20 protein-coding genes are annotated in these 22,664 nt (G+C 55.5%); 11 read left to right on the top strand and 9 right to left on the bottom strand.

Annotated elements, in window-relative coordinates:
- Positions 1-158 precede the first annotated feature (158 nt).
- Positions 159-899: a 3'(2'),5'-bisphosphate nucleotidase CysQ gene (cysQ, locus tag ACWKXT_RS16465; RefSeq protein WP_028015281.1), complete on the top strand. Its 741-nt coding sequence runs from the start codon at positions 159-161 to the stop codon at positions 897-899.
- On the opposite strand, the gene ACWKXT_RS16460 is transcribed toward cysQ, so the two are convergent.
- Positions 893-1,450, bottom strand: a complete 558-nt coding sequence (locus tag ACWKXT_RS16460; RefSeq protein ID WP_454532926.1) for a YtfJ family protein — start codon at positions 1,448-1,450, stop codon at positions 893-895. The two genes, cysQ and ACWKXT_RS16460, sit on opposite strands and share 7 nt — an antisense overlap.
- A 324-nt stretch (positions 1,451-1,774) precedes the next feature.
- Between ACWKXT_RS16460 and ACWKXT_RS16455 the strand changes: the two genes are divergently transcribed.
- The 4 genes from ACWKXT_RS16455 to ACWKXT_RS16440 all read left to right on the top strand — a co-directional run bounded on the left by ACWKXT_RS16455 (position 1,775) and on the right by ACWKXT_RS16440 (position 3,520).
- Complete coding sequence (locus ACWKXT_RS16455; protein WP_003856054.1) at positions 1,775-1,981, top strand: DUF1107 domain-containing protein; 207 nt, start codon at positions 1,775-1,777, stop codon at positions 1,979-1,981.
- A gap of 249 nt (positions 1,982-2,230) precedes the next feature.
- On the top strand, positions 2,231-2,716 hold the full coding sequence (locus ACWKXT_RS16450) for an Hcp family type VI secretion system effector (RefSeq protein WP_336239089.1): 486 nt from the start codon (positions 2,231-2,233) through the stop codon (positions 2,714-2,716).
- A 77-nt stretch (positions 2,717-2,793) separates the two neighbouring features.
- Complete coding sequence (locus ACWKXT_RS16445) at positions 2,794-3,135, top strand: polymorphic toxin type 44 domain-containing protein (protein WP_454532925.1); 342 nt, start codon at positions 2,794-2,796, stop codon at positions 3,133-3,135.
- Positions 3,113-3,520, top strand: coding sequence for a hypothetical protein (locus tag ACWKXT_RS16440; protein WP_217479382.1), 408 nt, complete (start codon positions 3,113-3,115; stop codon positions 3,518-3,520). Before ACWKXT_RS16445 ends, ACWKXT_RS16440 begins: the two co-directional genes overlap by 23 nt.
- A 59-nt stretch (positions 3,521-3,579) precedes the next feature.
- On the opposite strand, the gene ACWKXT_RS16435 is transcribed toward ACWKXT_RS16440, so the two are convergent.
- The 6 genes from ACWKXT_RS16435 to ACWKXT_RS16410 form a co-directional block, all read right to left on the bottom strand.
- Entirely contained in the window at positions 3,580-4,917 is a 1,338-nt protein-coding gene (locus ACWKXT_RS16435; protein WP_217479383.1) for a hemolysin family protein, read from the bottom strand.
- A gap of 195 nt (positions 4,918-5,112) precedes the next feature.
- On the bottom strand, positions 5,113-6,660 hold the full coding sequence (locus ACWKXT_RS16430) for an MFS transporter (RefSeq protein WP_454532924.1): 1,548 nt from the start codon (positions 6,658-6,660) through the stop codon (positions 5,113-5,115).
- A 79-nt stretch (positions 6,661-6,739) separates the two neighbouring features.
- Positions 6,740-7,762: a Gfo/Idh/MocA family protein gene (locus tag ACWKXT_RS16425; protein WP_454532923.1), complete on the bottom strand. Its 1,023-nt coding sequence runs from the start codon at positions 7,760-7,762 to the stop codon at positions 6,740-6,742.
- Positions 7,763-7,774: 12 nt separating this feature from the next.
- Entirely contained in the window at positions 7,775-8,842 is a 1,068-nt protein-coding gene (locus ACWKXT_RS16420) for a Gfo/Idh/MocA family protein (RefSeq protein ID WP_454532922.1), read from the bottom strand.
- Positions 8,839-10,023, bottom strand: a complete 1,185-nt coding sequence (locus ACWKXT_RS16415) for a Gfo/Idh/MocA family protein (RefSeq protein ID WP_454532921.1) — start codon at positions 10,021-10,023, stop codon at positions 8,839-8,841. Before ACWKXT_RS16415 ends, ACWKXT_RS16420 begins: the two co-directional genes overlap by 4 nt.
- A gap of 15 nt (positions 10,024-10,038) precedes the next feature.
- Positions 10,039-11,190, bottom strand: a complete 1,152-nt coding sequence (locus ACWKXT_RS16410) for a Gfo/Idh/MocA family protein (protein ID WP_454528649.1) — start codon at positions 11,188-11,190, stop codon at positions 10,039-10,041.
- 193 nt (positions 11,191-11,383) lie between these two features.
- Here ACWKXT_RS16410 and ACWKXT_RS16405 point away from each other — a divergent pair, with 193 nt between their 5' ends.
- Positions 11,384-12,442 (top strand): LacI family DNA-binding transcriptional regulator, encoded by a 1,059-nt coding sequence (locus tag ACWKXT_RS16405; protein ID WP_454532920.1) that lies wholly within the window; start codon positions 11,384-11,386, stop codon positions 12,440-12,442.
- On the opposite strand, the gene msrA is transcribed toward ACWKXT_RS16405, so the two are convergent.
- Positions 12,443-13,084 carry a peptide-methionine (S)-S-oxide reductase MsrA gene (msrA, locus tag ACWKXT_RS16400; protein WP_061099445.1) on the bottom strand — a complete coding sequence of 214 codons (642 nt, stop codon included), beginning with the start codon at positions 13,082-13,084 and terminating at the stop codon, positions 12,443-12,445.
- 223 nt (positions 13,085-13,307) lie between these two features.
- Between msrA and tamA the strand changes: the two genes are divergently transcribed.
- The 3 genes from tamA to ACWKXT_RS16385 are packed head-to-tail and all read left to right on the top strand — an operon-like array spanning position 13,308 to position 19,161.
- Positions 13,308-15,041, top strand: a complete 1,734-nt coding sequence (gene tamA / locus ACWKXT_RS16395) for an autotransporter assembly complex protein TamA (protein ID WP_454528651.1) — start codon at positions 13,308-13,310, stop codon at positions 15,039-15,041.
- Positions 15,038-18,814, top strand: coding sequence for an autotransporter assembly complex protein TamB (gene tamB, locus ACWKXT_RS16390; protein ID WP_454528652.1), 3,777 nt, complete (start codon positions 15,038-15,040; stop codon positions 18,812-18,814). Before tamA ends, tamB begins: the two co-directional genes overlap by 4 nt.
- Positions 18,815-18,816: 2 nt before the next feature.
- Complete coding sequence (locus tag ACWKXT_RS16385; RefSeq protein WP_008501424.1) at positions 18,817-19,161, top strand: gamma-glutamylcyclotransferase family protein; 345 nt, start codon at positions 18,817-18,819, stop codon at positions 19,159-19,161.
- A 58-nt stretch (positions 19,162-19,219) separates the two neighbouring features.
- On the opposite strand, the gene ppa is transcribed toward ACWKXT_RS16385, so the two are convergent.
- Entirely contained in the window at positions 19,220-19,750 is a 531-nt protein-coding gene (gene ppa, locus ACWKXT_RS16380; protein ID WP_008501423.1) for an inorganic diphosphatase, read from the bottom strand.
- Between the two features lie 309 nt (positions 19,751-20,059).
- Between ppa and ytfQ the strand changes: the two genes are divergently transcribed.
- Together ytfQ and ytfR are read left to right on the top strand one after the other, a co-directional pair.
- The gene (gene ytfQ / locus ACWKXT_RS16375; RefSeq protein WP_014882271.1) at positions 20,060-21,016 is read left to right on the top strand and encodes a galactofuranose ABC transporter substrate-binding protein YtfQ; all 957 of its coding nucleotides are present in this window, start codon (positions 20,060-20,062) and stop codon (positions 21,014-21,016) included.
- Positions 21,017-21,152: 136 nt separating this feature from the next.
- Positions 21,153-22,655 carry a galactofuranose ABC transporter, ATP-binding protein YtfR gene (gene ytfR / locus ACWKXT_RS16370; RefSeq protein ID WP_454528653.1) on the top strand — a complete coding sequence of 501 codons (1,503 nt, stop codon included), beginning with the start codon at positions 21,153-21,155 and terminating at the stop codon, positions 22,653-22,655.
- Positions 22,656-22,664 lie beyond the last annotated feature (9 nt).

Here is a 22,664-nt window from a genome sequence, read left to right as displayed (position 1 = left end):
AAGAGTATGTATCTATCGCTTGTTGCTTACAGAAATGTGAATCCTGACAGAAAAAAGCGACCTGAAACCGGAATTGCTTCACAGATAGCGGAATTGTTCACATTACGATATAACTAAAACAAAGAGTTAACCTCACTGCGTTAACAAAGAGGTGGAAAATGCTAGATAAGATTTGTCAGCTCGCACGGGATGCGGGAGATGCCATCATGCAGGTGTATGACGGTGTAAAACCGATGGAGGTCGTCAGCAAGGCGGACGACTCCCCGGTCACGGCGGCCGATATCGCGGCGCATAAGGTGATCCTGCAGGGTCTGCAGGCCTTAACGCCGGATATTCCCGTTCTGTCTGAAGAAGCGCCGCAAAGCTGGGACGAGCGCCAGCACTGGCAGCGCTACTGGCTGGTCGATCCGCTGGACGGGACAAAAGAGTTCATCAAGCGCAACGGTGAGTTCACCGTCAATATTGCCCTGATTGAGAAGGGCAAAGCGGTGCTCGGCGTGGTCTACGCGCCGGTAATGAAGGTGATGTACAGCGCCGCAGAAGGGAAGGCCTGGAAGGAAGAGTGCGGCGTACGCAAGCAGATCCAGGTGCGCGATGCCCGTCCGCCGCTGGTGGTGATTAGCCGCTCGCACAGCGACAGCGAGCTGGAGGAGTATCTGCAGCAGCTGGGTGAACACCAGACCACCTCGATTGGCTCATCGCTTAAATTCTGCCTGGTGGCGGAAGGTCAGGCGCAGCTATATCCGCGCTTTGGGCCAACCAACGTCTGGGATACGGCGGCAGGCCATGCCGTTGCTGCGGCCGCCGGGGCGCACGTCCATGACTGGCAGGGCAAGCCGCTGGACTATACCCCGCGTGAGTCATTCCTCAACCCCGGCTTCCGCGTCTCTCTTTACTGAGACAGCAACGTGTGCAGCAGCGCGACAACCTGCTGCACTTCATCCTGCGTCAGTGCGCCGTCTTTTACCCACTGCACGCGACCATTCTTGTCCAGCACGATAATTGCCGAGCTCTCTTCTTCAAGCTGCCAGGCCTTCCGCGTCACGCCGTTGCTGTCGACGATAAATTGCGACCACGGGTAGAGCTTTTTATTGCTTTCAAGGCTGGAGCGCACAAACATCCCGGAGCCCGGGATGGCGTCATCGGTATTCACAATCGTGGTGGTCTGATAACGGTCATGGGGGAATTTTGCGGCCTTGATCGCTTCCACCAGGCTGGCATTTTTCTCTTTTGCGGATGTACGACCAGCAATATGTTGTACAACTCTCACTTTGCCCGCGAGCTGCGCGCTATTCCAGGCTTTATAGCTAAACTTATCATTGTCGAGAATCAATTCTCCCCGGTCAGCAATGCCGACTGGCGGTACACGTTGTCCTTTTTCAATGTTGTGAGCGGAAGCCCACAGGGGCAGTAGCAGACAGGCTGCTGCAAGGATGTTACGTAGGGTCATGGCGTTTCCTTATTGTTTGCAGGTGATCCGACCACTTGGTCTTACGCTTTTAATCATAAGTGCGATCAATGTGGTTTTCCCGCAATCCCAGTGCCAGTTTGCGGGTGAACGCACATATCCATGAAAAAACGACGGCTTATACTGCTCTCAGTCACGCTTTGCAAAGATTATTCTGAATAATTGTAATCAAACGGTAAATAAACTTATGCACACTGGGTAACACCGTAGTTCTGGTCTATAGTCATTGGGCATCAAAATTTGCGCTCAGGACAGTCGGGCCGATTGTGGCACCGCAAGAGCGTATGATTCGCAGGAGATACAAGAATGAAAATTTTCCAACGCTACAACCCGCTTCAGGTGGCGAAGTACGTGAAGATCCTGTTCCGTGGACGGTTGTACATCAAGGATGTTGGCGCTTTTGAGTTTGATAAGGGCAAGATCCTTATCCCAAAAGTGAAGGACAAACAGCACCTGTCTGTGATGTCCGAAGTCAACCGTCAGGTTATGCGTCTGCAGACTGAGATGGCTTAACCAACGTGCTATGCAGTAAGTAGTTAGAAAAACGGCTCCCGATGGGAGCCGTTGATGTTTGTGGAGAACTTAATTTTCGCACACGCTAAACGCTTGCCAGCCAGTAAGGTATTAGTTGATTTATATTTTCTAAAAATATTTTTCAGTGGCCTCATGTTGATGTAAAACAAAAAAGAACTAATTCTCTGTTGGACCTATCTCCTGACGGGCGAACAATGATTATCTCATTTACGTTAGGGAGTTCAGGAGATGGCTATTCCTGCTTATTTGTGGCTGAAAGATGATGCCGGTGCCTTAATCAAAGGTGCAGTTGATGTGCAAGGTAGAGAGTCCAGTATTGAGGTTAATGGTTTTTCACATAATGTTTCTATTCCTACTGATCCATTGACGGGGAAAGTAACAGGTTCCAGGAAACACTCCAGTATTGTCTTCCTGAAAGAGTTTGACTCTTCCTCGCCCTATCTGTTCAAAGCTGTTTGTACAGGTCAAACATTAATAAGTGCAGTTTTTAAATGGTATCGTATTAACGATGCGGGGCAAGAAGTAGAATATAATAACATGCTGCTTGAAAATGTAAGGATAGTGGGTGTTTCGCCGGTGATGCATGATACGAAAGATGCCTCGAAGGAGAAACATAACCATCTTGAATGCGTTGAAATGTGCTATGAAAAAATCACATGGAAGCATTGTGATGGAAATATCCTCTTTTCAGATAGCTGGAACGAAAGGTTATAATAATGAGGCATCCAGTAAACACGGTTACCCCTCATCCACCTTATGATATCGCTTCTTTCGCACCGTCAGGGGTTTCAGTGACAAAAAACATGATGATTGCTCGGTTTCATCATGGGCCTTCGCTATTGACCTACTTATGGTTTTATAAGCAAGTAAGAGGACACGGACCATGGGATTACAAAAATTTGTTAGGAAAACAGTATGACAATTTCGGGAATTTTCATTATGGAGCGGTAGGTATTGCCGCAGGCATTAAACCAGGGATATTATTGCGGGGGGCTGGGTTCGCACAAATTTTAGCGGGAACCAGCGATCCAGCTTTTATGAATTATCCAGGGCCAGACTCATATGGCGACGATCCTAAAGATCAGACATGGATAAGGGCGGGAATAGATTATGCTCAGCGCTCAGGTTTCTAAAAAAAAGTGGCTGTATTTAGTCGTAGTGATCGCCTTGGTTGGATATGGGCTATGGCGTGTCGTTGATAACTTTTTTTATCTTGAGCAAAGAATTACTCATAGAGAGAATATTGGTCCGTTTTCAACATTATATATAACTGAAAGCAGTGCTGGAGCAACGACTTCGAATGTGTATAAATATTATCTATACCCTGCAAAATCATCTGATGAGAATTTTTTAAAAGAAGTCAGGAATGGTTATGAACCTTTCCTTATGACTACCGCTTCAGATGTTAAATTCAACATTGAGGAAAACGCAATACATCTCAAGGTTGCTGGGGACATCTTTAAATTTAATAACGTGGCGGGTCATACCTTTATCTATCTTGAGGCGTCACCCTTCTAAAATCGTGGGCGTATTATTCTAAGGATGCAAAAAGGGCAGCTTGTCGCTGCCCTTATGGATTAGCCTGACACCTTCTCTTCCGCATCTGGCAGCTTCGGCACCAGTACGGTCGGTTTGTTGTCGATACGCGTCACCAGCAGCTGGTCGATGCGGTAGTTATCAATATCCACCACCTCAAACTTGTAGCCGGAGAACTTCACCGAGTCGGTACGTTTCGGGATTTTACGCAGCATGAACATCATAAAGCCGCCGATGGTCTCGTAATTACCGGACTGCGGGAACTCGTCGATATCCAGCACGCGCATGACATCGTCAATCGGCGTACCGCCGTCGATAAGCCATGAGTTCTCGTCACGCTGAACAATCTGCTCTTCCAGCCCCTGGCCAACCAGGTCGCCCATCAGCGTGGTCATCACGTCGTTCAGGGTGATAATACCCACCACCAGCGCGTATTCGTTCATGATCACCGCGAAGTCTTCCCCGGCGGTTTTGAAACTTTCCAGCGCTTCGGAGAGCGTCAGGGTATCCGGCACAATCAGGGTATTGCGGATCTGCACGCCGCTGTTGAGCGCCAGGCTCTGGTTTGCCAGCACGCGGTTCAGCAGATCTTTAGAGTCGACATAACCGATGATATGGTCGATATCCTCATTGCAGACCAGGAACTTAGAGTGCGGATGCTGCGCCACTTTGTTCTTCAGGCTCTGCTCATCTTCATGTAAATCGAACCAGATAATGTTTTCACGGCCCGTCATGGAAGAGGGCACGGTACGGGATTCCAGTTCAAACACGTTCTCAATCAGCTCGTGCTCCTGCTTACGCAGCACCCCGGCCAGCGCGCCGGCTTCCACCACCGCATAAATGTCATCAGAGGTGATGTCGTCTTTACGCACCATTGGCAGCTTAAAGATACGGAAAATCACGTTTGCCAGGCCGTTGAAGAACCACACCAGCGGGCGAAACACGTACAGACAGAAGCGCATCGGGTTGATGATACGCAAAGCCACGGCTTCTGGCGCAATCATACCGATGCGTTTCGGGGTCAGGTCTGCGAAGAGAATAAACAGGCCGGTCACCAGCGAGAAGGAGAGGATAAAGCTCAACTGTTCGGCAAGTTCAGCGGACATGTACTTCACAAAGAGGCTGTAAAACGCCGGGGAAAACGCTGCATCGCCCACGATACCGCCGAGGATGGCAACGGCATTCAGGCCAATCTGCACCACAGTAAAGAACATGCCGGGATTTTCCTGCATTTTCAGAATGCGGGTGGCATTGATGTTACCTTCATCGGCAAGCAGCTTAAGTTTGATTTTACGGGACGCGGCCAGCGAGATCTCCGATATCGAGAAAAATGCACTGACGGCAATAAGACAAAGTATTACTAAAATACTGTTTAACATAGTTTATCCGGCTTCTCGCCAGATCCTCAGAAGGGGAGTTGATACCATTTGTGTGAAAACACATTGAACGTCAGCTCGTAGCGTTGAGCCGATTATTTCAGCGGGTAGTATAGCGTAAAGAGATGTAAACCTGCCAGAGGTCACATTTTGACATAAAAACAGACCGGACAGCAGGGCGCTGTCCGGTGCGTGCGGCTATTTCGCGGGAGATAAACCGGGGCTTCCCACCGTTTTTCGTGTGGCATCGCCTCCCCACACCTGGTCATACTCGTATCCCGTAAGCTGCTTGATGATCACGCGGGTATTGGCGTCGCAGTCGCGGTAATCTCCGCCCAATTTCCGGCGGGCAATCTCCTTGAGCAGTTGCTTATGCGTCTCGCGGGTGAGCTTAAACTTGTAGGTCGTGAAGAAACTCACCGCCAGCAGGGCGGCCGTTGCGAAGATCATCAGGCCGATAATCGCTCCCAGCGCGCTTTCTGGCTGTGCGCCGCTGCCCTTCACGAAGCCGGACTCCTGCAGCACCAGGCCGATAATCATGATGGCAATTGCAACGGTGCTTTTGCGGGTCAGGACCATCACACCGGCAAAAATCCCTTCGCGGCGCTGCTGCGTCACCATCTCATCGATATCCGGAATGAAGCTGTAAATATTCCACGGAATATAGTAGAGGCCGGAGCGGGCGGCCCCCAGCAGGATAAAGACCGCCGAGAACAGCAGCGTCGGTACCTGCGTTTTGGTGAGGTAGACCGTAAACAGGAATACCAGCACGCAGAAGATACAACCGTAGGAGAAGCGCAGGGCAGCGGAGGGAGTGACGTTTAGCCGGTTCAGCAGCAGCATAAACCCGTACGTGCCAGGCACCGAGGCGAAGGCGGCAATGCTCAGCCAGCCGGAAACTGCTGCTGCATCCTGGCTCAGGCAATAGACAACATAATAGGTAAACACCGAGCCGAATACGTCCATCGCCGTAAACGAAAAGATATAAATAATGATATGCAGGCGAAACGCGCGAATACGGAATGAAGAAAAGAGATCCAGGACCAGATATTTCAGGTGATTAAGTAGCCCGCTGCTGCGCTGGGTATCTACTTTAAAATCGGACTCCTGCGGCACATCTTTTGCCTCCCAGGTGGTGTACCAGGTAATAAATACCGCAATGCAGAATACGCAGGAAAATATCAGCCCGGTGAGGGTATAGGTAAATGGATTGTCTTTGCCCGTGAACTGCATAATCACGCCGGGAACGGACACCGCAAGAAAACCGCCGAGTTGAGAGCAGATCATGCGCACGCCAGAGAGGCGGCTACGCTCTTCATAGCGGTTTGTCATTTCCGCCGCCAGCGTCTCCCACGGAACCAGCACCATCGCCGACAGCAGTTCAATCGAGAGATAGGTGCCCAGGTAATACCAGTAGCCCATATCCGTCAGCCACAGCAGGGCATACAAAAACATTAATGGGGAGCTGAGCAATATAAAGAAGCGGCGGCGGCCAAATTTACGTCCCAGCCAGGTATCGCCGAAATTATCGGTGATATAACCCATAATCGGGCTTAAGAGTGCATCAATGACGCGGGCAATCGCAAATATTGAACCGGCTTCAATAACCGAGAGCCCGCAATAGGTGGTGTAAAAAAATAGCAGCCAGGTGCTGATAATGGCGAAAGCGCCTCCGCCAAACAGATCGGTTACGCCGTAGCCAAGCGCTACGCCATAACCAACTCTACGTTCAGTTGGTTTGACCATAATTATATCCAGTGTAGGGTAATGATTAACCTGTTGTTCAGGTCGTATTTTTATTTACTGCTGGACGACACATTACGTTCTAATTATTGATATCTATCCATTGTCTTAATTGAGATGAGCGATAAATGGCCTCCACAAGGGTGAGTGATTTTCCGGCTGCATGAATATCGGTGTAATCCGTTTCTCCCGGGTGAGTAATGGCGTGATAAAAACGGCGGATCGCCTGTTGATGTCCCAGCCCCCAGTAGCTTTTAACCGAGCCGTCAGGGGAATCATCGCTGACCAGCCTGCGACGCTCGCCTGGGGTGATGCGCCAGAGCACGTTGTCATTCAACAGCAGCGAGCCCCGTTCGCAGTGGATCTCCAGCCAGAGAGGGGAATCCGTGGTATTGCAGTTACTGGCGTAAAACAGGCCGCGCGCGCCGTTGGCAAAGTGCAGCGTCGCCATCGCGCTGTCTTCCCCTTCGGTCACGTCTGCCAGCTCTCCGATGTCCACCACTCCCTTCAGACGCGTCACGCCGCCGGCGAACCACTGCATCAGGTCGAGGGTGTGGATCGCCTGGTTGATCAGCAGGCTGCCGCCCTCCGTTGCCAGCCGCCCGCGCCACGGGCTTTCGGTGTAGTACGCGCCGGAGCGTGACCACGTCAGCACCGCTTTCACGCTAAGCATCTTCCCCAGCTCGTCATCGCTCAGCGCCTGCCGGATGCGAAGGCTGGTGGGGTTGAGCCGGTTCTGGTAGCACACGCCAAGCAGGCCCGGAGCCTGCTCAGCGGCGCGGGCGATATCACCGAGCTCGCTGCAGTTCATCCCAACCGGTTTTTCGCAGAACACATGTTTCCCGGCAGAAAGTGCGTCCAGGATCATGCGCTTATGTTCAAAATGCGGCGTGCAGATATGGACAACGTCGATGGCATCATCCAGCAGCATTTCCCGGTAATCCTGATAAAAGCGGCACTGATAGGCCATCGCCAGCGTCAGTCCTTTGACGCTGTCGATGTCTACCAGCGCGCGCAGCGCAACGTTGGGGATCTGGCGTAAAGCATTCACATGGCAGCTGTGAATGGCTCCGGCGCCGATAACCGCCGTGTTCAGGATCGTCATGGTTACCTCCCGTTATGCCGTCGCGTTGGCCAGCATCTGCGCCTTCACGCAGAGTTCCGCCGCCTTAAAGGCGTGAGCCTGCGTCATGGCATTTTCGGTACGATTCAGGCAGTCGAGGATCAGCTCGCCAAAGAACGGGAACCCGACCTGTCCGGCGACCGGGTAACGGAATTCCCCCTCTTTATTGACCAGGTAAACCACATCCTGCTCGCCGCGGGTGAGATCGACATATTTCCGGATTTCGATATAGCCTTCGGTACCGAGCAGCGTCAGACGGCCATCGCCCCAGGTAGAAAGCCCGTCCGGCGTAAACCAGTCGCAGCGGAAATAGCCGCTGGCGCCATTTTCCCCTTTGAGCATCGCGTCACCGAAATCTTCGAAGGCCGGGTATTGCGGGTGTTTAACGTTGCGAACCTGGCTTGCCACCACGGAGGCCTCGTTGTTTCCGGTGTAAAACAGGAACTGCTCAATCTGGTGGCTGCCGATATCGCACAGGATGCCGCCGAAGTAGCGACGATCGTAGAACCAGTCCGGGCGACCAGTACCTTCCCGGTGCGGGCCGGTTCCCAGGGTTTGCACCACGCGGCCAATCGCGCCCTGCTGCACCAGTTGCCCGGCAAAAACCGCGCTCTCCACGTGCAGACGTTCGCTGTAGTACACCGCGTATTTCTTCCCGGTTTTTTCCACCATCGCTTTGGCGTCCGCCAGCTGTTCAAGGGTGGTGAGCGGCGCTTTATCCGTGAAGTAATCTTTGCCTGCGGCCATCGCTTTCAGCCCCATCGCACAGCGCTCGGACGGGATGGCGGCTCCCGCAACCAGACGCACCTCGTCGTCGTTAAGGATCGCGTCCAGCGAGTCCGCCGCTTTGGCCTGCGGATACTGCTGAAGGAATTTATCTACTTTCGCCGGGTCGGGATCGTACACCCACTTCAGCGTGGCCCCGGCTTCAATCAGGCCGTTACTCATGCCGTAGATATGGCCGTGATCGAGCGCGGCGGCGGCAAACACAAATTCCCCCTCGCGCACCACCGGCTGGGGTTTGCCCACCGGGGCGTAGTTCATTCCGTCATTCTTGTTCATGCTGACACTCCTCGATCCAGATCTTTGCCCAGAGGGATAGCGCCCACTTCGCTGAAGTTGGCGACGCTTGCGGATTTCTCATAAAAACGGGGGGCGAGGGCGTTGATCCCGCCGGTACGGTAAAACGGGTCGTCGCGGCCAATGGGCAATGAGACGACACCGCGAGTAATGGCCGATTTATAAATGGCGGTAATCAGCTCCAGCGAGCGTTTGCCCTGCAGGTCATCCACTAACGGCGCCGTGCCGTGCTCAATGGCATAAAGCAGGTCATTAATCTGCCCGGTGTGCAGCGTCCACCTGAGCTTCGGCGTCTCCTGAAAAACGGCGTTAAGCTGTGCTTCTCGCTCAAAATCGTTAGTTTCCTGCGGGAAGCCGTTATCGGCACTCACGCTGGAAAAGGCCTGCCACGGGGCGGAGATACGGGCCTTTTCACCCTGAATGATGATTTTCTGATCTTCCCCGTGGTGCACCACCGAGGCGGTAAGCTGCGCGAGCGCGCCGCCGGGGTATTTGAAGATTGCGGCGCTCAGGTCTTCCACTTCGGCGTTGTCGTGCGCCGCGTTGGTCATCATCGCCACCACCTCGGACGGGAAGCCGAGCATCCACTGCATGGCGTCGATGTGGTGAACAGCGTGGTTAAGCGTGCAGCCGCCCCCCTCTTTTTCCCAGGTGCCGCGCCACCACAGGTCGTAGTAGCAATGCCCGCGCCACCAGAACGAATCCACCTGCGCGTGGCAAACCTTGCCCGCGATCCCCGAGTCCAGCGCGGCTTTTAAGCGCCAGAAGGCATCGGTAAAGCGGTTCTGGGCAATGATGGAGAGGATCTTGCCGCTGGCCTGTTGCGCGGCGATCATCGCGTCGCACTCCTCCAGCGAGGCGGCCATCGGCTTTTCGCACAGCACGTGGCACCCGGCGTGCAGCGCATCAATGCTAATTTCCGCGTGAACGTAGGGCGGCGTGCAGACGTCGACAATGTCGATATCCGGCTCAGACGCCAGCATCTGCTGGTGGCTTGCATACACGCGGGCGTCCGTCAGGCCGTAGCGCGCTTTTTTCTCGTGGGCTTTTTCCGGGTAAATATCCACCAGCGCGACGATCCGACAGCGCTGGCCAAACTGCAAATAGCCCTGAATATGGTTATGCGAGATATTCCCTGTTCCCACGATGGCGACATTTAACATCGTTTATCTCCGGAGTTACCAGGTGCCTGAGGCATCCAGCGTGACGCTGGCGGTCTCTTTAGCCACTGAAGTGCTGATGCGCTGTTGAAGCAGGCGCAGATACTGTTTCTCGTTGAGCGGCAGATCGACCCAGTCGTCTGTCCAGGTAGAGAGGTGCATGGCGTTGGAGAGCGTCAGCCCGCGGATCCCTTCCAGACCCGGCGCAATGAGCGGCTCGCCGCGCAGGATGGCGGCAGAGAAGTTGGCGGTAATCACGTGGTGTTCGCTGCATTCCGGGGCGACGGGGATCGTGACCTCCCAGCATTCGGGTTCACCAAAACCGTTTTGCCAGCGGGCGTTGAAGGCAGTTTCGGATTCGCGCAGCCGCCAGTAGCGCAGCTTGCCCTCTTCGACGACCACCTTGCCGCAGTCGCCGACGATTTCCAGCCGGTTAGTGCCCGGCGTTTCCGCCACGGTGGTGATAAACACGCCGGTCGCGCCATTGGCGTACTCCGCGTAGGCGGTGACCTCGTCTTCCACTTCGATATCGCGATGCTTGCCAAACTGGCAGAACGCGCGCAGGCGGACCGGCATGCCCACCAGCCACTGCCAGAGATCGAGCTGGTGCGGGTCCTGGTTGAGCAGCACGCCGCCGCCTTCGCCTTTCCAGGTGGCGCGCCAGCCGCCGGAGTTGTAGTAGCTCTGCGAGCGATACCAGTTGGTAATGATCCAGTTGGAGCGGCGGATCTCACCCAGCTCGCCGCTGTCGATAAGATCTTTCACCTTCTGGTAGAGCGGATTCGGGCGCTGGTTATACATGATGCCGAACACCACGCCGCACTCCCGGGCGCAGGCGTTCATCTCCTGCACCTGCGCCGTATACACGCCCGCCGGTTTTTCACACAGGGTATGGATGCCGTTACGCATCGCCAGCATCGACAGGCGCGGATGCTCGTAGTGCGGCGTGGCGACAATCACCGCGTCGATAAGCCCGCTCTGGAGCATCTCCTGCGCGTCGCTGAATAACGGGAGGGTGCCGACCAACTGGCGAATGGCCGGGTGCTTTTCCGGTGCATTATCGCAAACCGCCGCCAGGCAGGCGTCGCTGACGGTACCCGCCAGTAAATAGCGCGCGTGGACCGTACCGATATTACCTATTCCAATAATGCCAAAACGTACCTTCTCCATGTCACACCTTAATTTCAGTTGAAAAGAAGTGATGACCGGAAAATAGGAAAGGCGAGCCGCAGCGACAATGTGTTTTTGTGAGAATACTCGCAAGGTGATTAAGTAATTTCCAGGCTTTCTGAAATTTAGTTTTAAAATCAATAGACTGTTTCTGCAAATATTTGCAAAAACTGAATGAGAGCGAGGTCACACTATGCCTGGCAGGTTAAAAATGGAGGAAATTGCGGCCCTGACGGGCTATTCCGTCAGTACCGTGTCGCGGGTATTAAGCGGCAAGTCGTATACCAGCGATAAAGCCCGGGAGGCGATCGTTCGCACCGCCAGAGAATTAGGCGTCCTGGAGTCCATGGCGAGCGGAAGACTATTAATTAACGGTATCGCTGTTTTTGCACCAGAAAGAACCTTTCAGGGACGCGGGGATATTTTTTATCTGGAAGTGACGAAAGGAATTGCTGAAGCCTGCGCGCGACACAACGTGTGGGTCACCTGCTGTGGTTTAGAAGAGCAGCACGCCGATGTGAAAGTCTTTATGGAAAAGGCAAGCCAGAAGAATATTAACGCGATAATTATTATTGGAACTGATGATTCCACCATATTTAAACTTGCCAGCACGCTGAATAAGCCCTGCGTGTTAATTAATTCCGTTGACCGGGATAGGATGCTGGATGCCGTCTCACCCGATCACCGGGCGATTGGCTTCACCGCCATGCAGTACCTTTTTGAGCAGGGGCATCGCCGTGTGCTCACGCTCACCTGCCTGCGACGAGAAACGCTGTATGCGCGCCTGGACGGCATCAAAGAGGCGTACCGCCATTTTCACGTGGCTTTTGATCCCCAGCGTGATTTGCTGGTGACGGAGTGGTTTACCGCTGAGGAGGCCGAACGGGCGCTGGACGCGTGGCTGATGAGTCATGACAGATCCCAGTGGCCGGAGGTGATTTTCCCCAACAGTACCAGCATGGTGGAAGGGGTGATCGGGGCGTTGACGCGTCACGGGCTACGCATTCCGGAAGACATTTCACTCGTTACGACCGATTTTGCATGGAACTTAGCGCACCGTCTGGAAAAACCGATCACGGGCGTGACGGTGCCCTGCCGCGAGCTGGGGATTGAAGCCGTGCATCTGCTGCAAACGCGGCTCAACCGACCGCAGGCGCCGGTCTTTAACCTGCTGCTACAGGGAAAGGTGATGGATTACGGTTCGGTCAGCAATGCGACGCGCCACGCGGCTCGCGTGGCGCTGGAGCGGTAATCAGGCCAGCTGTGGCGGCAGGCAGACGCCAATGCCCCCGATACCGCAGTAGCCGTACGGGTTTTTATGCAGATACTGCTGGTGATCGTCCTCGGCGTAGTAGAACGGTTTTGCGGTGGTGATTTCTGTCGTCACGTCGCGCGTATCGCCCGCCTCACGCATGGCCTGCTGGAAACGTTCAAGACTGGCGCGGGCGGCGGCATCCTGCTCAGGCGTGAGCGGATAAATCGCCGAGCGGTACTGCGTACCGTGGTCGTTGCCCTGACGCATGCCCTGCGCCGGGTCGTGGTTTTCCCAGAAGACCTGCAGGAGCTGCTCGTAGCTAATGACCGCAGGGTCGTAAACCACGCGGACCGCTTCTGCATGACCGGTTTCGCCGGAGCAGACTTCGCGGTAGGTTGGATTCGGCGTGTAACCGCCCGTGTAGCCGGCCGCGGTGCTGTAAACGCCGGGCAGCTGCCAGAAGAGGCGTTCAACGCCCCAGAAGCAGCCCATGGCGAACAGGGCGATTTCCATTCCATCAGGAACGTTGGTCATTGAATGGTTATTGACGGCGTGTAAGGTCGCCACAGGCATAGGGGTGTTGCGTCCCGGTAATGCATCAGCTTGTGAAACCAGATGCTTTTTGTCGAATAAACTCACGATGGGGCCTCCCGGGGTGCGATGTTTCGGTTAAGGTTGTCACGAAGCGTTTAATTGAACACAATAAATGCGCTGAATGAGACTAGATTTAATCATAAGAAATATTTGGGTGTTACACCCGTTTTCAACCCACGATTTGGGTTTTTGGCTTCCAGGCCGTATTTTGCCGCACAGCGGCACTTCATTTGCTTCCAGGGTGGAAAAGGGATATTCAGGAGAAAACGTGACAAAAATCCGCCAGTTATGTTTAGTCAGTGTGTTGCTGACAAGCGGGGTTGCCAGCGCGGCGAATGTCCGTTTGCAGGTTGAGGGGTTATCCGGGACGCTGGAAAAAAACGTGCGTGCGCAGTTGTCGACCATCCAGAGCGATGAGGTGACGCCGGACCGGCGTTTTCGCGCGCGCGTGGATGACGCGATCCGTGAAGGGCTAAAAGCGCTGGGTTATTACGAACCCACTATTGATTTCGATCTTCGCCCGCCGCCAAAGAAGGGGCGTCAGGTGCTTATTGCCCGCGTCTCACCGGGCGAGCCGGTGCTGATTGGCGGCACGAACGTCATCCTGCGCGGCGGCGCGCGTACCGATCGTGACTATCTGGACCTGCTCAGCACGCGGCCGAAAATCGGCACCGTGCTCAACCACGGTGACTACGACCACTTCAAAAAAGAGCTGACGAGCGTCTCCCTGCGCAAGGGCTACTTCGACAGCCAGTTCAATAAAAGCCAGCTGGGCATCGCGCTGGAGCGACGCCAGGCCTTCTGGGATATCGACTACGACAGCGGCGAACGCTACCGCTTTGGCGATGTCACGTTTGAAGGCTCGCAAATTCGTGAAGAGTATCTGCAAAACCTCGTGCCGTTCAAAAAAGGCGATTACTACCAGTCAAGCGATCTGGCGGAGCTGAACCGTCGTCTCTCCGCTACCGGCTGGTTTAACTCCGTGGTTGTCGCACCGGAATTTGATAAGTCTCGCAAAACCAAGGTGTTGCCGCTGCATGGCGTTGTTTCGCCGCGCACCGAGAACACCATTGAGACCGGTGTTGGCTACTCGACAGACGTCGGCCCGCGCGTAAAGGCCACCTGGAAAAAGCCGTGGATGAACTCCTACGGTCACAGCCTGACCACCAGCGCCAGCATTTCCGCGCCGGAACAGCAGCTCGATTTCAGCTATAAAATGCCGCTGCTGAAAAATCCTCTTGAGCAGTACTACCTGGTCCAGGGGGGCTTTAAGCGCACCGATCTGAACGACACCGAGTCCGATTCCACTACGCTTGCGGTGTCCCGTTACTGGGATCTCTCCAGCGGCTGGCAGCGCGCGATTAACCTGCGCTGGAGCCTGGACCACTTTACCCAGGCCAACGTCACCAACACCACCATGCTGCTCTATCCCGGGGTGATGATCAGCCGCACCCGCTCCCGCGGTGGCCTGATGCCGACCTGGGGCGACTCGCAGCGCTACTCCATCGATTACTCCAACACCATGTGGGGTTCTGACGTGGATTTCTCGGTAATTCAGGCACAAAACGTCTGGATCCGCACGCTGTATGACAAACACCGCTTTGTGATGCGCGGCAATCTCGGCTGGATTGAAACCGGCGACTTCGACAAGGTTCCGCCGGACCTGCGCTTCTTCGCCGGGGGTGACCGCAGCATTCGCGGCTACAAATACAAATCCATTGCACCTAAAGACGATGACGGCAAGCTGATCGGTGCTTCCAAACTGGCGACCGGCTCGCTGGAGTACCAGTACAACGTCAGCGGCAAATGGTGGGGGGCCATGTTCGTCGACGGCGGCGAAGCGGTGAGCGATATTCGCCGCAGCGACTTTAAAACCGGTGCAGGCGTGGGCGTACGCTGGCAGTCACCCGTCGGGCCCATCAAGCTCGACTTCGCCGTGCCGGTCGGCGACAAAGAAGAACACGGATTACAGTTTTACATCGGTCTGGGGCCAGAATTATGAGTTTATGGAAGAAAATAAGCCTCGGGGTACTGATTTTTATCGTACTGCTGCTCGGTACGGTGGCGTTTCTGGTGGGAACGACGACCGGGCTCCATCTGCTGTTTAACGCCGCGAACCGCTGGGTGCCGGGGCTGGAAATTGGTCAGGTGACGGGCGGCTGGCGCGATCTGCGTCTGAAGAACATTCGCTACGAGCAGCCGGGCGTGGCGGTGAACGCCGGGGAATTCCACCTCGCGGTGAAGCTGGGCTGTCTGCGGGACAGCAAGCTCTGCGTTAACGATCTGTCGCTAAAAGACGTTAACGTAGCGATAGATTCAAAGAAAATGCCGGAGTCTGCGCCGGTTGAGGAAGAGGACAGCGGCCCGCTGAATCTCTCCACCCCGTACCCGATCGCGCTCTATCGGGTGGCGCTGGATAACGTCAATATCAAAATCGACGACACCACCGTGTCCGTAATGGATTTCACCTCCGGCCTGCGCTGGCAGGAGAAAAACCTCACCCTGACGCCAACGTCCCTGCAGGGGTTGCTGATCGCGCTGCCGAAAGTGGCGGATGTGGCGCAGGAAGAGATCGTCGAGCCGAAGATCCAGAACCCGCAGCCGCAAGAGAAGCCGCTGGGCGAAACGCTGAAAGATCTCTTCTCGAAGCCAGTCCTGCCTGAAATGACTGACGTTCATCTGCCGCTGAACCTCAACATTGAGGAGTTTAAAGGCGAGCAGCTGCGCCTGACCGGCGATACCGATCTGACGGTCTTCAACATGCTGCTGAAAGTCAGCAGCATTGACGGCAACATGAAGCTCGACGCGCTCGATATCAACACCAACCAGGGCTCGGTGAATGCGTCAGGCAACGCCCTGCTGCGCGACAACTGGCCGGTGGATATCACCCTAAATAGCGCACTCAACATCGATCCGCTCAAGGGCGAAAAGGTGAAGGTCAAAGTGGGCGGCGCGCTGCGCGAGAAGCTGGATGTCGGGGTGAATCTCTCCGGCCCGGTAGACATGACCCTCCGCGCGCAAACGCAGCTGGCGGAAGCCGGGCTGCCGCTCAATCTGGAGGTTGTCAGCAAGCAGCTTTACTGGCCGTTCACCGGCGAAAAACAGTATCAGGCCGACGATCTGAAGCTGAAGCTGAGCGGCAAGATGACCGACTACACGCTCTCGTTCCGCACCGCGGTGAAGGGGCAGGGCGTGCCGCCCGCGAACATTACGCTGGATGCGAAGGGTAACGAACAGCAGGTTAACCTCGATAAGCTGACCGTCGCGGCGCTGGAAGGCAAAACCGAGCTGACTGCCCTGCTCGACTGGCAGCAGGCAATCAGCTGGCGCGGCGAGCTGAAGCTGACGGGGATTAACACCGCCAAAGAGGTGCCAGACTGGCCGTCAAAGCTGGATGGCCTTATCAAAACCCGCGGCAGCCTCTACGGCGGCACGTGGCAGATGGATGTGCCGGAAATCAAGCTCACCGGGAACGTGAAGCAGAACAAGGTAAATGTTGAAGGCTCGGTGAAGGGCAACAGCTACCTGCAGTGGATTATCCCGGGGCTGCACGTGGCGCTGGGCCGCAACACGGCGGATATCAAAGGCGAGCTGGGGGTGAAAGATCTCAATCTGGACGCCACCATCGACGCGCCGAATCTGGATAACGCTCTGCCGGGTCTGGGCGGCACGGCGAAAGGACTCGTGAAAGTGCGCGGCACCGTAGACGCGCCGCAGCTGCTGGCGGATATCACCGCCAATAACCTGCGCTGGCAGGAGCTGAGCGTTGCCCGCGTTCGCGTGGAAGGGGATGTGAAATCCACCGATCAGATCGGCGGCAACCTGAACCTGCGCGTGGAGCGTATTTCTCAGCCGGACGTGAACATTAACCTGGTCACTCTGGACGCCAAAGGGAACGAGAAGCAGCACGATCTCCAGCTGCGCGTGCAGGGTGAGCCCGTCTCCGGCCAGCTGCACCTGACCGGCAGCTTCGACCGCAAGGAAGAACGCTGGAAAGGGACGCTGGACAATACTCGTTTCAACACCCCGGTGGGTCCGCTGGCGCTGTCACGCTCCATCGCGCTGGACTACCGCAACGCCGAGCAGAAGATCAGCATCGGGCCACACTGCTGGACTAACCCGAACGCGGAACTCTGCGTGCCGCAGACCATTGATGCGGGCGCGGAAGGGCGTGCGCAGATCAACCTCAACCGCTTCGATCTGGCGATGCTGAAGCCATTTATGCCGGATACCACGCAGGCCAGCGGCGTCTTCAGCGGAAAAGCCGATGTAGCCTGGGACACCACCAAAGAGGGGCTGCCACAGGGCAGCGTCACGCTCTCCGGGCGCAACGTGAAGGTGACGCAGGAGGTGAACGACGCGCCGCTGCCGGTGGCCTTCGATACCCTGAACCTGAACGCCGATCTGCATAACAACCGTGCGGAGCTGGGGTGGCTTATCCGTCTGACCAACAATGGTCAGATGGACGGGCAGATACAGATCACCGATCCGCAGGGGCGGCGCAATCTGGGCGGTAACGTCAATATCCGCAACTTCAACCTGGCGATGGTGAACCCGATTTTCGCGCGCGGGGAAAAAGCCGAGGGCATGGTGAATGCCAACCTGCGCCTGGCGGGCAACGCGCAAAGCCCGCAGCTGTTCGGCCAGCTGCGCCTCAGCGGGGTGGATATCGACGGTAACTTCATGCCGTTCGATATGCAGCCCAGCCAGATTGCGATGAACTTCAATGGTATGAGCTCGACGCTGAGCGGCTCGGTGCTCACCCAGCAGGGGCAAATCAACCTGAGCGGCGACGCGGACTGGAGCCAGATCGATAACTGGCGCGCCCGCATCGCGGCGAAGGGGAGCCGGGTACGCATCACCGTACCGCCAATGGTGCGCCTGGACGTCTCGCCTGATGTGGTCTTTGAGGCGACGCCAAGTCTCTTCACTCTGGATGGCCGCGTGGACGTTCCATGGGCGCGCATCGTGGTTCACGAGGTGCCGGAAAGCGCGGTCGGCGTCTCCAGTGATGAAGTTATGCTCAATGAAAATCTGAAACCCGTTGAAGAGAAGAGCGCTGGCATACCGATTAATAGTAACCTTATCGTGCACGTGGGAAATAACGTGCGGTTGGATGCGTTTGGGCTGAAGGCGAGGCTCACGGGCGACCTGAAAGTGGCGCAGGATAAACAAGGACTTGGCCTCAACGGGCAGATCAATATTCCTGAAGGGCGTTTCCATGCCTATGGTCAGGATCTGATTGTGCGCAAAGGCGAGCTGCTGTTCTCCGGTCCACCGGATCAGCCGTTGTTGAATATCGAAGCGATTCGTAACCCGGAAGCGACGGAAAACGACGTTATTGCTGGCGTTCGCGTTACCGGTTCCGCCGACGAACCGAAGGCGGAGATCTTCTCTGACCCGGCGATGTCGCAGCAGGAAGCCCTCTCTTATCTGCTGCGTGGACAAGGTCTGGACAGCGGTCAGAGCGACAGCGCGGCGATGACCTCGATGTTAGTCGGTCTGGGGGTTGCACAAAGTGGGCAGGTTGTGGGTAAAATCGGCGAGACGTTCGGCGTAAGCAACCTGGCGCTCGACACCCAGGGCGTGGGTGACTCCTCGCAGGTGGTGGTCAGCGGCTATGTACTGCCGGGTCTGCAGGTAAAATATGGTGTGGGGATCTTTGACTCACTGGCAACACTCACGTTACGCTATCGCCTGATGCCTAAGCTATATCTGGAAGCAGTGTCCGGCGTAGACCAGGCACTTGATCTGCTCTATCAGTTTGAGTTTTAGCAATGCGAATATTTGTCTACGGCAGTTTACGAACCAGGCAAGGCAACAGTCACTGGATGACCAATGCCCAGCTACTGGGGAATTACAATATTGAGAACTACCAGTTGTACAGCCTGGGCCACTATCCAGGCGCGGTTCCCGGCGAAGGAACAGTACAGGGTGAAGTTTATCGTATTGATAATGCTACACTTGCCGAACTTGATGCCTTGCGCACCAGGGGCGGTGAATACGCTCGCCAGTTGATCCAGACGCCGTACGGAAGCGCGTGGATGTATGTCTACCAGCGTCCGGTCGACGGGTTAACGCGGATTGTAAGCGGTAACTGGTTAGACAGAGACCAGTACTGAAAAACGACAACGCCACCGTGAGGTGGCGTTGTTTTTTGTGCCTTAGCAGCAGTAAGAATTACTTCTTAGCAGCGCGTTCGAAAGAGGCGATGATTTCTGCTTTCGCCGCTTCTGCGTTGTCCCAGCCGTCAACTTTAACCCACTTGCCTTTTTCGAGGTCTTTGTAGTGCTCGAAGAAGTGAGTGATCTGCGCTTTCAGCAGCTCTGGCAGGTCGTTCACATCTTTGATGTGATCGTACTCTTTGCTCAGCTTGGTGTGCGGGACCGCAACCAGCTTCGCATCTTCACCGGATTCGTCGGTCATCTTCAGGACGCCAACTGGACGGCAGCGAATAACAGCGCCTGGCTGCAGCGGGTATGGCGTTGGGACCAGCACGTCAACCGGGTCACCGTCCAGAGACAGGGTGTGGTTGATGTAACCGTAGTTGCACGGATAGAACATCGCGGTAGACATGAAACGGTCTACGAACAGGGCGCCGCTCTCTTTGTCCACTTCGTATTTGATCGGATCTGCGTTGGCCGGGATTTCGATAACTACGTAGATGTCTTCTGGCAGTTCTTTACCCGCTGGGACGTTGAGTAAGCTCATGTCGGTGTCCTTTAAAATGGATGGTAAACAAGTGGCAGGTATTATAGCCAACTCACGCTGAATGTCTCCGCCTGTTTTCGCTTTCTCTCCTCGCTCGCGCCACTTTTCAGACCGATTCCATGACAGGAAAATCCATAAACTCAGCCGCATTTTTAATGGTGAAATGAAAGCGATTACAAACTTGTGATTAACGTTTTATTCACTTTTCTGAAGTGTGATGTAACGCAATTCGTTACATATTTCATTAGCTATAGTCATTTCGCAGAACATCTTTTAACCAACAATAAACACCCCTACGAGGACGCTCATATGTGGAAGCGCTTACTTCTTGTTACAGCAGTTTCGGCAGCCATGTCGTCTATGGCGATGGCCGCCCCTTTAACCGTAGGTTTTTCGCAAGTTGGCTCTGAATCCGGCTGGCGTGCAGCAGAAACCAACGTTGCGAAAAGCGAGGCTCAGAAACGCGGCATCACCCTGAAAATCGCCGATGGTCAGCAAAAGCAGGAAAACCAGATCAAAGCCGTGCGCTCGTTTATCGCCCAGGGCGTGGATGCCATCTTTATTGCTCCGGTCGTAGCGACGGGATGGGAACCGGTTCTGAAGGAAGCGAAAGACGCTGAAATTCCGGTCTTCCTGCTCGACCGTTCCATCGATGTCAAAGACAAATCTCTCTATATGACCACCGTCACCGCCAACAACGTGCTTGAAGGGCAATTGATTGGCGACTGGCTGGTGAAACAGGTCGACGGTAAGCCGTGTAACGTCGTTGAGCTGCAGGGTACCGTCGGCGCGAGCGTGGCCATCGATCGTAAGAAAGGGTTTGCCGAAGCCATCGCTAAAGCGCCAAACATCAAGATCATCCGCTCCCAGTCCGGCGACTTTACCCGCAGTAAAGGTAAAGAGGTTATGGAGAGCTTTATCAAGGCTGAAAACAACGGCAAGAACATCTGCATGGTTTACGCCCACAACGATGACATGGTGATCGGGGCAATTCAGGCGATTAAAGAAGCGGGCCTGAAGCCGGGCAAAGATATCCTCACCGGCTCTATCGACGGCGTGCCGGACATCTACAAAGCGATGATCGACGGTGAAGCCAACGCCAGCGTCGAGCTGACGCCGAACATGGCGGGCCCAGCATTCGATGCGCTGGAGAAATTCAAGAAAGACGGCACGATGCCTGAGAAGGTGACGGTCACCAAATCCACGCTCTACCTGCCGGATACGGCAAAAGAAGAGTTAGAGAAGAAGAAAAATATGGGCTACTAAGCCCCGCAGCGCCCCTCACCCTAGCCCTCTCCCCGGAGGGGAGAGGGAAAAATGCGGGGTGGTGCAGGGACTTAACCATTGGCACGAAGAGTCCCCTCTCCCCTCCGGGGAGAGGGTCAGGGTGAGGGGAGGACATATGAATAATGATCAACACCAGGAAATCCTCCGCACAGAGGGCTTAAGCAAATTCTTCCCCGGCGTAAAGGCGCTGGATAGCGTGGATTTTAGCCTGCGGCGCGGTGAGATCATGGCGCTGCTGGGCGAGAACGGTGCGGGGAAATCGACGCTGATTAAATCCCTGACCGGCGTTTATCACGCCGATCGCGGCACCATCTGGCTGGAAGGCAACGCCATTTCGCCAAAAAATACCGCCCATGCCCAACAGCTGGGGATCGGGACGGTGTACCAGGAAGTGAACCTGCTGCCGAATATGTCGGTGGCGGATAACCTGTTTATTGGCCGTGAACCACGCCGTTTTGGCCTGCTGCGCCGCAAAGAGATGGAGGCGCGCGCCACGAAGCTGATGGAATCGTACGGCTTCTCCCTCGACGTTCGCGAGCCGTTGAATCGCTTTTCCGTGGCGATGCAGCAGATCGTCGCCATCTGTCGTGCGATCGATCTCTCTGCGAAGGTGCTGATCCTCGATGAACCCACCGCCAGCCTCGATACCCAGGAAGTGGAGATGCTCTTTACCCTGATGCGCCAGCTGCGCGATCAGGGCGTGAGCCTGATCTTCGTCACGCACTTCCTCGATCAGGTGTACGAGGTGAGCGATCGCATCACGGTGCTGCGCAACGGCAGCTTTGTCGGCTGCCGCGAAACCCGCGAGCTGCCGCAGATCGAGCTGGTAAAAATGATGCTGGGCCGCGAGCTGGAGACCAACGCCCTCCAGCGCGCGGGCCGCACGCTGCTAAGCGAGAAACCGGTCGCCGCGTTCAACGATTACGGTAAAAAAGGAACTATCGCGCCGTTTAATCTGGAAGTGCGTCCCGGCGAAATTGTCGGGCTGGCGGGTCTGTTAGGATCAGGCCGGACCGAAACCGCCGAGGTGATCTTCGGGATCAAGCCCGCCGACAGCGGCACCGCGCTGATCAAGGGCAAACCGCAAACGCTGCGATCGCCGCATCAGGCCTCCTGTCTGGGCGTCGGCTTCTGCCCTGAAGACCGGAAAACGGACGGTATTATTGCCGCTGCCTCGGTACGGGAAAACATCATTCTGGCGCTTCAGGCACAGCGCGGCTGGCTGCGCCCGATCCCCCGTAAAGAGCAGAACGCCATCGCCGAGCGCTTTATCCGCCAGCTCGGGATTCGCACCCCGAGCGCGGAACAGCCGATTGAATTTCTCTCCGGTGGTAACCAGCAGAAGGTGCTGCTCTCCCGCTGGCTGCTGACCAAACCCCAGTTCCTGATCCTCGACGAGCCGACGCGCGGTATCGACGTGGGCGCGCACGCCGAAATTATCCGGCTTATCGAAACGCTCTGTGCGGACGGGCTGGCGCTGCTGGTCATTTCCTCCGAGCTGGAAGAGCTGGTGGGCTATGCCGATCGCGTCATCATCATGCGCGATCGCAAACAGGTGGCAGAGATCCCGCTGGATAAACTGTCCGTTCCGGCAATCATGAATGCCATCGCGGCGTAAGGAGTGAAT

The sequence above is a fragment of the Enterobacter sp. UPMP701 genome, assembly GCF_053709515.1.
Note: the sequence above shows the minus strand (reverse complement) of the source record. Positions and strands in the feature narration are given on the sequence as shown.